The following is an 11,777-nucleotide window of genomic DNA, read 5'->3' as shown; positions in this document are numbered from 1 at the left end:
CGAAAGGATCGTGCCGGGAAAATCGATCCGGCCAGTAGACCGTTCCATACCGGAACGGCAAGTCTACATCACCATTTTGGGTCCGCGCGTCAGGTCCGTGGGATGTAGGCACGAAATCTTGCCCGGCCAATGGCGCCTTTTGGCACAGCACCGAGTGTAGCGCGTTTTATGCTTAAGGGGAAACCCGATCCTGCCCGGAAATCGCGCATCTTCAATCGTTTAAGGCGCAGTTGCGCGGGATCGCCGGGGTGAACGCCACAGTTGTGGGCGTGGCCGGATTTCCCCATCCGGGACCGTTCGTCCTTGTGGAACGAGGTAGCCCTATGTTAGCCAACCGCCGCGAAATTCAGCCCAATCGGGTAAGGAGACACTCTTATGACCAACGGTAACGGCACCCCTCCCGAGGCGGCCCAGGCTCCCCAGCTCAACGTCCTGGCGCAATATACCAAGGACCTCTCGTTCGAAAATCCGAATGCGCCCAGCTCGCTCCAGCAGCAGAGCCAGCCGCCCCAGATCAACATCCAGATCAATGTCAGCGCCAACAATCTCAGCGAACAGGAGTTCGAGGTGACGCTGTCGGTCGAGGGCAAGGCCGAGACCGCCGGCAAGATCATGTTCTCGTTCGAGCTCGCTTATGCCGGCGTCTTCCGCATCTCCAACGTGCCGAAGGACAATTTGCATCCGCTGGTCATGATCGAATGCCCGCGCCTGCTGTTCCCGTTTGCCCGTGAGATCATCGCCACTGCCGTGCGCGACGGCGGGTTCCCGCCTTTGATGCTGGATCCGGTCGACTTCGTCGGCCTCTATCGCCAGAACATGGAGCGGCAAATGGCCGCTCAGCCGAGCGGCCAGGCTTAACCAGCCAAAGGGGCGGCTGGAGCGGGCAAGAACTCGTTCCAGATCGCCTTGTCGCCGAGCGTTGCGATGAAGGCCCGGTGGGCCTCGCGCTCGGCGTCCGAAATGCGCGGGGTGAGCGGCGCCAGCCGTTGCCGCCGAGGCGCATCGGCAGCCCCATTGGCGCGAGTCTCTTCGGATTCCGAAGCAAGCAGCAGCTGCGACTGCCGCGCCCCGACCAGATCCACATAGACTTCCGCAAGCAGCTCGGCGTCGAGCAATGCGCCGTGCTTGGTGCGGCGTGAATTGTCGATCGCATAGCGTGAGCAGAGATCGTCGAGCCGGTTCGACACGCCGGGATGCTTGCGCCGAGCCAGCAGCAGCGTATCGACCAGCCGCTCGCGCGGGATCGCCGGGCGCTTGATCCGGTCGAGCTCGGCATTGATGAAGCTGATGTCGAACGAGGCATTGTGGATCACCAGCGGCGCGTCGCCGATGAACTCCAGAAAATCGTCGACGACCTCGTGAAACAGCTGCTTCGTCGCCAGGAATTCGGCCGACAGCCCGTGCACCGCAAAGGCTTCTGCCGGCATGTCCCTTTCGGGATTGATGTAGACGTGGAAACTCTGCCCCGTCGGCATGCGATTGAGCATCTCGACGCAGCCGATTTCGACCAGGCGATCTCCCCGCAACGGGTCAAGGCCGGTGGTTTCTGTGTCGAGAACGATTTCGCGCATGATCTGGGAAGCCGTGTCAGGCGGCGAATCAGGCGCGCCGCTGCGGCATCTTAACGACGTCGGCGAGGATGTGCGCGATTTGGGCGCGCACCGGTTCGAGTCCGTGGGATGTATCCACCACGAAATCGGCACGCCTGCGCTTTTCCGCATCGGGTGTCTGCTTGGCGATGATGGCGTCGAGCTTGGCCTCGTCCATCGTGCCGCGCGCCAGCACCCGCTCGCGCTGCAGTTCCGGAGACGTGGTGACGACGACTACGGCATCGACCCGCGTCTCGCCACCCGTCTCGAACAGCAGCGGAATGTCCAGCACCACGACCGGCGCGTTGGCGGCTTTTGCGTCGGCGAAGAATTTTTTCCGGGAAGCGCCGAGCATCGGATGGACGATCTGCTCGAGCTGCTTGATGGCCGCAGGATCGTGCACCACACGCGCCGAGAGTTTTGGCCGATCAACCTTGCCGTTCGCGGTAGTGCCGGGGAAGGCGGCCTCGATCGCGGGTGCGGCCTCGCCCTCATAGAGCTGATGGACGGCCGCATCGGCATCGTAGACAGGCACGCCAGCCTCCGCGAATAATTTCGCGGTGGTGGATTTGCCCATCCCGATCGAGCCTGTCAGTCCCAGGATCCGCATCAGCGCCCAACCATATCTGCCAGTCACACCGCAACTAGCCGCTCGCGCCGCAGGAACGCAAGCAGCGGCAGCAGCGGCAAGCCTAGAATGGTGAAGTGGTCGCCCTCGATACGCTCGAACAAATGGATCCCCAGGCTTTCGAGCTGATAGCCGCCGACGCTGGTGCTGACGGCGCCGCCGGCGATGTCGAGATAGGCCGAAAGCTCGGCCTCGGTCATCTGCCGCATCGTGAGGCGGGCAACCGAGACGTCCTCGAAGATGATCTCGCCATCGCGTGCGATCGCCACGGCGGAATTCAGCTCATGGCTATGGCCGGAGAGATCGCGCAGCTGCGCCAGCGCCTGGGCGCGGCCCGCTGGCTTGTTGAAGAGGCGATCGCCAAGCGCCAGCGTTTGATCAGCACCAATGACGGTGCTTCCAACGTGATGGGCCGAGACTGCCTTGGCTTTTTCGCGCGCCAGCAGCAGGGCAATCTCGCGCGGACCAGAAAGCCCGGAGGCGGCCTGGATGCCGCGCTCGTCGATATCAGCCGTGATCGCCTTGAACTCGAGCCCGGCATTCGCCAGGAGCATCTTTCTCGCGCTGCTCTGCGAGGCCAGGATCAACGAAGATTTGCCGAGCCAGAGACCCATCGCGAAACTATCCCAAAGCTATTCAGAAGGCCGGTTACGCTGACGATCGCTGTAAAGTTTCATGATCGCCGCGGCGGTTTCCTCGATCGAGCGCCGCGTGACGTCGAGCAGCGGCCAATCGTGCTTGGCGCTCAGCTTGCGGGCAAATGCGACCTCCTCGGCGACCGATTGCTTGTCGGTATAAGTGTCGCTGCTGGAATCGGCCCCCATGGAGAGCAGGCGGTTCGTGCGCACCTGGATCAATCGTTCCGGCGTCGCATGCAAGCTCACCACCAGCGGTCGCGTCAACGTCTCCAGTTGCGAGGGCACCGGAATGCCTGGAACCAGCGGCACGTTGGCAGTGCGGATGCCTCGGTTGGCAAGGTAGATCGACGTCGGGGTCTTGGAGGTGCGGGAAACGCCGACGAGCACCACGTCCGCGTCGTCGAGCCCTTCGACATGCTGGCCGTCATCGTGGATCATCGTGTAGTTCAACGCGTCGATACGCTTGAAGTATTCGGCATTGAGCACGTGCTGGGCGCCGACCCGGCCGGTCGTGGCAGCTCCGAGATAGGCCTCGAACAACTGCATCACCGGCCCGATGATCGACAGGCTCGGAACATTGATCCCCTTGCACTTATCCTCGAGCCTCGAAACCAGATCCTTCTCGAGCAGCGTGAACAGCACGATTCCCGGCGCTTCCTCGATCTCGTCGAGCACGCGATCGAGCTGTTTCTGGCTGCGCACCAGCGGATAGACGTGCTCGACCGGGGTCACGTTGGCGTACTGGGCGGCAACGGCGCGCGCGACCGTGATCAGCGTCTCACCGGTGGAGTCGGAGACGAGGTGCAGATGGAAATAATTGTTCGAAGTCGGCACAAAAGCCCTTTGTATGGAGTCGGTGTGGTTTGTGGATTTCTGTGGAGCTTAACCTCCCGGAAAGGGATGTGCGACACCGGGGGCGGGACAACGGCGGATTTTCTTCACACCGCTGCCCCTGAGAACAACTTCGACGCCCTCCCGAAAGGGAAACGGGATTGCGTCGATAACCCTCTTGATAAGCTGCCGACAGAAACGCGCAAGCCTTTGAAGCTGACCGACTTATCGAAAGCGGCCGGAGCTGTCAGAGGATATGTTGATGGATGTGAACAAGCGCGTGTGAACGGGCGGACGGAGATGTGTGAGTCCAATTCACCGTCATATAGACTCAAACCTTAAGAATCTAAGATTCTTATTGGAGAAGGGCGCTACGGACGGATATGTGTGCAGGCAAGACCTTAACGAGTTCTTACTATCCCCAACGTTTCCCCTCGGCTGGGCAGGAATCCGGACCCCCAGACATGTTTGAAGACGTCTACCTCTGGATCAAGGCGCTGCATGTGATCGCCGTCATTTCCTGGATGGCGGGCATGCTCTATTTGCCACGGCTGTTCGTTTATCATTGCGAGGCTGAAGTCGGCTCGCAGCAGTCGGAAACGTTCAAGATCATGGAACGGCGGCTGTTCAAGGCGATCATCAACCCCGCTATGATCGTGACCTGGCTCGCCGGGCTCTACCTCGCCTGGGCTGGACACTGGTTCACTTTCGGCTGGCTGCACGTAAAACTGGCACTGGTCCTGGCGATGTCCGCGGTCCACGGCTTTTTTTCGCGCTGGCTGAAGGATTTCGCGGCGGACCGGCGCCCCCGGAGCCAGAAATTCTATCGGATTATCAACGAGGTACCAACTGCCTTGATGATTCTGATCGTCATCATGGTGATCGTGAAGCCGTTCTAGGCAGCGGTCGCGAACAATCGCTCAGTGCTTCTGCTTGCGGAGTGTGAGGCGATTTTCTATATTAGCGATATCCCACCCAACGCAGGCGGATGTGGTCGTGTCTGAGCTTTCCAGAGGCCGGACACCCCATCAGGTTTGAAGCCTCACCGGCGCTCTCCTTGCCAGACCTGCGGACCTTACCTTTTCGCGTCCGCATTTCAGAGCCTCCTCGCACGCCCCTCCCAGGTTACCCCACAGGACCACCCCAATGCGGGAAATCAAACTCCAGGACCTCAAGTCGAAGACGCCGGCCGAGCTCGTCTCGTTCGCGGAAGAGAATGGGGTCGAGAATGCCAGCACCATGCGCAAGCAGGAGCTGCTGTTCGCCATCCTCAAGCAGCTTGCGCTCGCCGAGACCGACATCGTCGGCGAAGGCGTCGTCGAGGTTCTCTCCGACGGCTTCGGCTTCCTCCGCTCGCCCGATGCGAATTATCTGCCGGGCCCGGATGACATCTACGTTTCGCCCTCGCAGATCCGCCGTTTTGGCCTGCGCACCGGCGACACTATCGAAGGCCACATCCGCAGCCCGAAGGAGGGCGAGCGCTATTTCGCGCTGCTGAAGGTCAACACGCTCAATTTCGAGGACCCGGAAAAGGCCAAGCACAAGGTCAATTTCGACAACCTCACGCCGCTGTTTCCGAATCAGCGCTTCCGCATGGAAATCGACGACCCCACGCGGAAAGACCTGTCTGCAAGGGTGATCGACATCGTTGCGCCGATCGGCAAGGGTCAGCGCGCGCTGATCGTCGCGCCGCCGCGCACGGGCAAGACCGTGCTGATGCAGAACATCGCGCACTCGATCGCGCATAATCATCCCGAGTGCTATCTGATCGTGCTCCTGATCGACGAACGTCCGGAAGAAGTCACGGACATGCAGCGCTCGGTGAAGGGCGAGGTCGTCTCCTCGACCTTCGACGAGCCGGCGGTGCGCCATGTCCAGGTCGCCGAGATGGTGATCGAGAAGGCCAAGCGTCTGGTTGAGCATGGCCGCGACGTCGTGATCCTGCTGGACTCCATCACGCGCCTCGGCCGCGCCTACAACACCGTGGTGCCGTCATCGGGCAAGGTGCTGACCGGCGGTGTCGATGCCAACGCGCTGCAGCGGCCGAAGCGGTTCTTCGGCGCCGCCCGCAACATCGAAGAGGGCGGCTCGCTGACGATCATCGCGACTGCGCTGGTTGATACCGGCAGCCGTATGGACGAAGTCATCTTCGAAGAGTTCAAGGGCACCGGCAACTCCGAGCTGATCCTCGATCGCAAGGTGTCGGACAAGCGGACCTTCCCGGCGATCGACATTTCGCGCTCCGGCACCCGTAAGGAAGAGCTGATCACCGATCCGGTGGTCTTGAAGAAGATGTACGTACTCCGCCGCATCCTGAATCCGATGGGGACGATGGACGGCATCGACTTCCTGCTCGACAAGCTGCGCTCGACCAAGAGCAATTCCGAGTTCTTCGATTCGATGAACACCTGATTGCAGTGCAACATGATCCAAAGGGCGCCTTCGGGCGCCCTTTTTCTTTGTGCGACTTTGTTGCAGCGAGCTGCAGCATGGCGGGGCGTTGTCGTCTGGAGTAGGCGTCGTCTAAGATGTTGATATAATCTATGAATAGCGGATCGAGGGATGCCGCTCATTCCGTTGCAAGTGGTTCTTGCAGTAGACGCTCGCGAATTTATTGCATCGCACTATTGGTTTTGCTGCGAGAATCCAAGCAGCATAATCGCTCGATTTGTCAGCCGAAACGGATGTTTGCCTTTTCCCTTTCAGCCGGACAAATAGGCTATGTATCCGCGAGACCACACCATCTTTGCACTGTCGTCTGGCCGTCCGCCAAGTGCGCTTGCGGCGGTGCGTGTCTCCGGGCCAGGCGCCAGCCTGGTGCTGACGACGCTGGCGGGCAAGCTGCCGGCGCCGAGGCAGGCCAGCCGCCGGCTCCTTCATGACGGCGTGGGCCAGCCGATCGACGATTCGGTGGTGTTGTGGTTTCCGGGGCCCGGCAGCGCGACCGGCGAGGACGTCGCCGAATTTCACGTCCATGGCGGCCGCGCGGTGCTGGCCGCACTGTTTACCGCAATTTCCGTAATTCCGAATATGCGAGCCGCCGAACCGGGCGAATTCACCCGGCGCGCCTTCGAGAACGGCAAGCTCGACCTGACCGGGGCGGAGGGCCTCGACGATCTCATTCATGCCGACACCGACCGCCAGCGCCGCCAGGCGTTGCGGCAGTTGCAGGGTCTCCTCGGCAATCGCGCGCGCGACTGGCGCGAGCGCATCATCGACGCCTCGGCCTTGATCGAGGCCGGCATCGATTTCTCCGACGAGGGCGATGTGCCCGCCGAGTTGAGAGCGCCTGCGGTCAAGGCGATCAGTGCGCTGCATGACGAAATCGCAGAAGTCCTTGCGGCACAGGGACAAGCTGAACGCTTGCGTGACGGCCTGGTGGTTGCGATCGCGGGCGAGCCGAATGTCGGCAAGTCGACGCTGATCAACCAGCTCGCGCGCCGCGACGTCGCGATCGTCTCGCCGCATGCTGGCACGACACGCGATGTGATCGAGGTGCAGCTCGATCTTGATGGCTATCCCGTCACGGTGATCGACACGGCCGGCATTCGCGAGACCGACGATCCGGTGGAGCAGGAGGGTGTTCGCCGGGCGCGAGCCCGAGCCGAAGACGCCGACCTCGTGTTGTGGCTGGTGGAGGCGGGGCGCGCGGTCGATCCGGCCGCAATGCCGTTGCTGGGGAAGTCCGGCAACTCAGGCAGCCGCTCCGGCGGTTCGGTCTGGATCGTGCGCAACAAGATCGATCTCGGCGGGGTCGAGGACGTCGGCCTGTACGGTGAGTTCGGAATCGCCGCCAGCCGGGGGGACGGCATTCCCGAGCTGGTCGATGCTATGGTGAAATTCGCCGCCGACTTCTTCGGAACGACTGAGGGCGCGTTGGTGACCCGGGCCCGGCAGCGGGATTTGCTGCGCCGAGCGTCGGACAGCTTGCGGCGGAGTCTGGAGCTTGTAGAAGACGGCGAGGAGCTTGCCGCCGAAGAGCTGCGCGCTGCGGCCTATGCCTTGGGCCGGCTGCTGGGTCGGGTGGATGTCGAGGACGTCCTGGGGGCGATTTTTCAGAAGTTCTGCGTTGGGAAGTAGCCCTAGTTCTTCATTGTAGAACTAGCCTTTGTTCCACTTCTTCGTTTCACGTGAAACACTGCGGTCGCGTTTCGAGACGTTTCACGTGAAACGTGACTCCATTACACATATTTGCTGGCAAACGTGGCAGCTAAGGGAGCGGGTGAGCGGAGAGATCCCGGATCACTCCGCTCGCGATGATGGGAGTATGCCGCTGCCATCGAGCTTCGGAGACCGGGCCGCATCTGGACGTTACGGCCCTTCAGTAGACACTTTATGCTTCGGGAGCTCCGTTTTCTCCCACTGAAAATAAATCTTTCCAAGGGCGGTTCTACTGTGCATGGGGTTGTTTTCGCGAAAAACATCTGGGCTCCGCTTGCACCGTTTCACGTGAAACAACCGCCCTTTCCAGTTTCCGCTTCCGGCTTCCCCGCCTCTGAGCTAGAAGTCCGTCCATGCGAACAGAGCGAGAGAGCTTCGACGTCATTGTGATTGGCGGCGGCCATGCCGGCTGTGAGGCCGCTTCTGCCTCTGCCCGGATGGGCGCGGCGACCGCTCTGGTGACGCACCGCTTCTCCACGGTCGGCGCGATGTCCTGCAATCCCGCCATTGGCGGTCTCGGCAAGGGCCATCTGGTTCGCGAGGTCGACGCGCTCGATGGTCTGATGGGCCGGGTCGGCGACGCCGGCGGTATTCAGTTTCGCGTTCTCAATCGCCGTAAGGGCCCAGCGGTCCGTGGTCCGCGCGCGCAGGCCGACCGGAAGCTCTATGCGGCCGCGATGCAGGCGGCGATCCGGGAGACCGAGGGTCTTGCCGTGGTCGAAGGCGAAGCGGACGAGCTGATCGTGGTCGAGGGACGGGTGATCGGCCTGCGCCTGGCAGATGGCCGCCAGCTTCGGGCAGGGGCTGTCGTCGTCACCACCGGCACCTTCCTTCGCGGTCTGATCCATCTCGGAGAGAAGAATTGGCCCGCCGGCAGGGTCGGCGAGGCGCCTGCGATGGGCCTTTCGACCTCGTTCGAGCGCGCCGGATTCACCCTTGGACGGCTCAAGACGGGCACTCCGCCGCGTCTGGATGGCACGACGATCGACTGGTCGGCGGTCGAGATGCAGCCGGGGGACGAGCCTCCGGAGCCGTTTTCGATGGTGACCGAGCGGATCACGACGCCGCAGATCCAGTGCGGAATCACCCGAACCAATTCCGCCACCCATGAGGTGATCCGGGCCAATGTTCATCGCTCTCCGATGTACTTCGGCCAGATCAAGAGCTCCGGACCGCGCTATTGCCCCTCGATCGAGGACAAGATCGTTCGCTTCGGCGATCGCGACGGTCACCAGATCTTCCTGGAGCCGGAAGGGCTCGACGACAGCACTGTCTATCCCAACGGCATCTCGACCTCGCTGCCGGAGGACGTTCAGCTCGCCATCCTAGCAACCATTCCCGGCCTGGAGCGGGTGAAGATGGTCCGGCCGGGCTATGCCATCGAATACGACCACATCGATCCGCGTGAGCTCGATCCGACCCTCCAGACCAAGCGCCTGCGCGGCTTGTTCCTGGCCGGCCAGATCAACGGCACGACCGGATACGAGGAAGCCGCCGGCCAGGGCATCGTGGCCGGGCTGAACGCGGCATTGGCTGCGAGCGGCGCCGCGCTGACGGTGTTCGACCGAGCTGATGGCTATCTCGGCGTGATGATCGACGACCTCGTCACCCGCGGCATCAGCGAACCCTATCGGATGTTCACCTCTAGGGCCGAGTACCGGCTGACACTGCGTGCGGACAACGCCGACCAGCGTCTAACCGAGAAGGGCATCGCCTTGGGATGCGTCGGGAGCGCCCGGACCGTGCATCACCGCGCCAAGATGGACGCCTTGAATGCGGCACGAGCGCTCTCGAAGTCGCTGACGATCACCCCGAACGAGGCCATTAAGCAGGGTCTGACCCTGAACCGGGACGGCCAGCGGCGCTCGGCTTTCGAACTGATGGCCTATCCCGATATTGGCTGGAGCCAGGTCCGTGCGATCTGGCCCGAGCTGTCCGGCATTGATCCCGTCATTGCCACCCATCTCGAGATCGACGCGAAGTACGATGTCTATCTGGAGCGCCAGAGCGCGGACGTCGAAGCCTTCAGGCGGGACGAGGGGATGGTGTTGTCGGACGTCGATTACCAGCAGGTCCCCGGTCTCTCCAATGAGGTGCGGGCCAAGCTGGAGAACGCGCGGCCGTTCACCGTTGGCCAGGCCGGCCGAATCGACGGCATGACGCCTGCCGCGCTCGGCATTCTTGCGGCCTATCTCCGCCGCGAAGCGCGGAAGACTTCCAAAGTAATCGCATAGGTTTCACGTGAAACAGCGCGGGCCGGGCGGCGGCAGATCGTCTTCAGGAAAACCCTCGGCGGGTGAGGGTGCCGGTGTTCGCTCCGAACCGGCGCCTGCCCGGCCAAAGATCGACAAGGCCAGCGCCAACGATCGATCGTGGGACGTCGTCATTGCAGCCGACAAGGTTGCGGCGCTCAACCTCGCGCCTGTTTCACATGAAACGGAAGCCCGGCTCGATCGCTACATCGCACTGCTGCGGGAGTGGCAGGCCAAGACCAACCTCGTCGCGCCCTCGACATTGCCGTACCTCTGGACCCGGCACATCGCCGACTCTCTTCAGGTCGTCGCTCTCGCCCCATCGGCCAAACGTTGGGCCGACCTCGGCAGCGGTGGCGGCTTTCCCGGGATCGTCCTGGCCTGCGCCATGGCCGGGACGGCCGGGGCGAGCGTCCATCTGGTCGAGCGAATCGCCAAGAAGGCGGCCTTCCTGCGCGAAGCCGTGCGCGTCACGACATCTCCGGGAGTCGTACATCTCGCTGAGATCGGGGATAATGTGGATAGAATCACCGGCCCGGTCGATTGCGTCACCGCGCGTGCGCTGGCTCCGCTACATCAACTCATCGGCTTTGCGGAGCCGCTGATGCGCCGGGGCGCAAAGGCGTTGTTTCTCAAGGGTCAAGATGTAGAGTCTGAATTGACCGAAGCCACTAAATATTGGAATATTCAGCCGCAGCTCCACCACAGCCGTACAGGCGACGGTTGGATCGTCGAGCTGGCTTCCGTCGAACGGCGCGGGTGAGGCGTCAGGGGCCGAGTGGGGGAATTTGCGATGAGCGTGATTGACGAACCGCAGCAAGAACAGACCGCCGCCGTCCCGCAGGGCCATCCGCGCATCCTGGCGCTGGCGAATCAGAAGGGCGGCGTGGGAAAAACAACCACGGCGATCAATCTCGGCACGGCGCTCGCTGCGATCGGCGAGCGCGTCCTGATCGTCGATCTCGATCCGCAGGGCAATGCCTCGACCGGACTCGGCATCGATCGCCGCAACCGCTCCTGCTCGACCTATGACGTTCTGATCGGCGAGGCGAGCCTGCGGGAAGCGGTGGTGTCGACGGCAGTGCCGCGGCTGCATATCGCGCCCTCGACCATGGATCTCTCCGGCCTTGAGCTCGAGCTCGGCACCACGCCGGGTCGTGCGTACAAGCTGCGCGATGCGATCAGCGCGCTCAACAACAACGTCTCGCCCGACGCCGATTACACTTACGTGCTGATCGACTGTCCGCCCTCGCTCAACTTGATCACCGTGAACGCGATGGCGGCTTCCGACGCAATCCTGGTGCCGCTCCAGTGCGAGTTCTTCGCGCTCGAAGGTCTGTCGCAATTGCTGCAGACGGTGGAGCAGGTGCGCTCGACGCTCAATCCGAGCCTGTCGATCCACGGCATCGTGCTGACCATGTTCGACTCGCGCAACAATCTCTCGAACCAGGTCGTTGCCGACGTCCGGCAGTTCATGGGCGAGAAGGTCTACAAGACCATGATCCCGCGCAACGTGCGCATCTCGGAGGCGCCGTCCTACGGCAAGCCGGTGCTCGTCTACGATCTCAAATGCGTCGGCAGCGAAGCTTATCTGCGGCTCGCCACCGAAGTGATCCAGCGCGAGCGCGAGCTGCGGACGACGCATTGAAGCGGCGTTGATGCTACGAGTTACGAGTTT

At 62.3% G+C, this 11,777-nt stretch carries 11 protein-coding genes; 7 read left to right on the top strand and 4 right to left on the bottom strand.

Translation table 11 applies throughout. From position 1 onward, the window contains the following. Positions 1-375: 375 nt before the first annotated feature. Positions 376-858, top strand: coding sequence for a protein-export chaperone SecB (secB, locus tag ACIPUD_RS08020; RefSeq protein ID WP_007598595.1), 483 nt, complete (start codon positions 376-378; stop codon positions 856-858). Here secB and dnaQ read toward each other — a convergent pair. The 4 genes from dnaQ to ACIPUD_RS08000 are packed head-to-tail and all read right to left on the bottom strand — an operon-like array spanning position 855 to position 3,689. Next, on the bottom strand, positions 855-1,571 hold the full coding sequence (dnaQ, locus tag ACIPUD_RS08015; protein ID WP_204512924.1) for a DNA polymerase III subunit epsilon: 717 nt from the start codon (positions 1,569-1,571) through the stop codon (positions 855-857). The two genes, secB and dnaQ, sit on opposite strands and share 4 nt — an antisense overlap. A 28-nt stretch (positions 1,572-1,599) precedes the next feature. Further along, complete coding sequence (gene coaE / locus ACIPUD_RS08010; protein ID WP_204512923.1) at positions 1,600-2,199, bottom strand: dephospho-CoA kinase; 600 nt, start codon at positions 2,197-2,199, stop codon at positions 1,600-1,602. A gap of 23 nt (positions 2,200-2,222) precedes the next feature. Further along, positions 2,223-2,831, bottom strand: coding sequence for a Maf family protein (locus ACIPUD_RS08005; RefSeq protein ID WP_204512922.1), 609 nt, complete (start codon positions 2,829-2,831; stop codon positions 2,223-2,225). An 18-nt stretch (positions 2,832-2,849) separates the two neighbouring features. After that, positions 2,850-3,689 carry a pyruvate, water dikinase regulatory protein gene (locus ACIPUD_RS08000; RefSeq protein ID WP_018459640.1) on the bottom strand — a complete coding sequence of 280 codons (840 nt, stop codon included), beginning with the start codon at positions 3,687-3,689 and terminating at the stop codon, positions 2,850-2,852. Between the two features lie 461 nt (positions 3,690-4,150). Here ACIPUD_RS08000 and hemJ point away from each other — a divergent pair, with 461 nt between their 5' ends. The 6 genes from hemJ to ACIPUD_RS07970 all read left to right on the top strand — a co-directional run bounded on the left by hemJ (position 4,151) and on the right by ACIPUD_RS07970 (position 11,747). Continuing rightward, positions 4,151-4,585, top strand: a complete 435-nt coding sequence (gene hemJ / locus ACIPUD_RS07995) for a protoporphyrinogen oxidase HemJ (protein ID WP_018459641.1) — start codon at positions 4,151-4,153, stop codon at positions 4,583-4,585. Between the two features lie 247 nt (positions 4,586-4,832). Continuing rightward, positions 4,833-6,098: a transcription termination factor Rho gene (gene rho / locus ACIPUD_RS07990; RefSeq protein WP_007598612.1), complete on the top strand. Its 1,266-nt coding sequence runs from the start codon at positions 4,833-4,835 to the stop codon at positions 6,096-6,098. Positions 6,099-6,407: 309 nt separating this feature from the next. Further along, positions 6,408-7,766, top strand: coding sequence for a tRNA uridine-5-carboxymethylaminomethyl(34) synthesis GTPase MnmE (mnmE, locus tag ACIPUD_RS07985; protein WP_446480356.1), 1,359 nt, complete (start codon positions 6,408-6,410; stop codon positions 7,764-7,766). A 434-nt stretch (positions 7,767-8,200) separates the two neighbouring features. Beyond that, entirely contained in the window at positions 8,201-10,081 is a 1,881-nt protein-coding gene (gene mnmG, locus ACIPUD_RS07980; RefSeq protein ID WP_446480355.1) for a tRNA uridine-5-carboxymethylaminomethyl(34) synthesis enzyme MnmG, read from the top strand. Between the two features lie 7 nt (positions 10,082-10,088). Further along, positions 10,089-10,862 carry a 16S rRNA (guanine(527)-N(7))-methyltransferase RsmG gene (gene rsmG / locus ACIPUD_RS07975; protein WP_446480354.1) on the top strand — a complete coding sequence of 258 codons (774 nt, stop codon included), beginning with the start codon at positions 10,089-10,091 and terminating at the stop codon, positions 10,860-10,862. 30 nt (positions 10,863-10,892) lie between these two features. Continuing rightward, a complete protein-coding gene (locus ACIPUD_RS07970) occupies positions 10,893-11,747 on the top strand; it encodes a ParA family protein (RefSeq protein ID WP_018459645.1) in 855 nt (284 codons plus the stop codon). Positions 11,748-11,777: the final 30 nt, after the last annotated feature.

It is taken from the genome of Bradyrhizobium sp. CAR08, assembly GCF_052871955.1.
Note: the sequence above shows the minus strand (reverse complement) of the source record. Positions and strands in the feature narration are given on the sequence as shown.

Bases quoted from the DNA above. Each gene is read 5' to 3' on its own strand.
- secB (WP_007598595.1), top strand. From the start codon at position 376: ATGACCAACGGTAACGGCACCCCTCCCGAGGCGGCCCAGGCTCCCCAG.
- dnaQ (WP_204512924.1), bottom strand. From the start codon at position 1,571: ATGCGCGAAATCGTTCTCGACACAGAAACCACCGGCCTTGACCCGTTG.
- coaE (WP_204512923.1), bottom strand. From the start codon at position 2,199: ATGCGGATCCTGGGACTGACAGGCTCGATCGGGATGGGCAAATCCACC.
- ACIPUD_RS08005 (WP_204512922.1), bottom strand. From the start codon at position 2,831: ATGGGTCTCTGGCTCGGCAAATCTTCGTTGATCCTGGCCTCGCAGAGC.
- hemJ (WP_018459641.1), top strand. From the start codon at position 4,151: ATGTTTGAAGACGTCTACCTCTGGATCAAGGCGCTGCATGTGATCGCC.
- rho (WP_007598612.1), top strand. From the start codon at position 4,833: ATGCGGGAAATCAAACTCCAGGACCTCAAGTCGAAGACGCCGGCCGAG.
- mnmE (WP_446480356.1), top strand. From the start codon at position 6,408: ATGTATCCGCGAGACCACACCATCTTTGCACTGTCGTCTGGCCGTCCG.
- mnmG (WP_446480355.1), top strand. From the start codon at position 8,201: ATGCGAACAGAGCGAGAGAGCTTCGACGTCATTGTGATTGGCGGCGGC.
- ACIPUD_RS07970 (WP_018459645.1), top strand. From the start codon at position 10,893: ATGAGCGTGATTGACGAACCGCAGCAAGAACAGACCGCCGCCGTCCCG.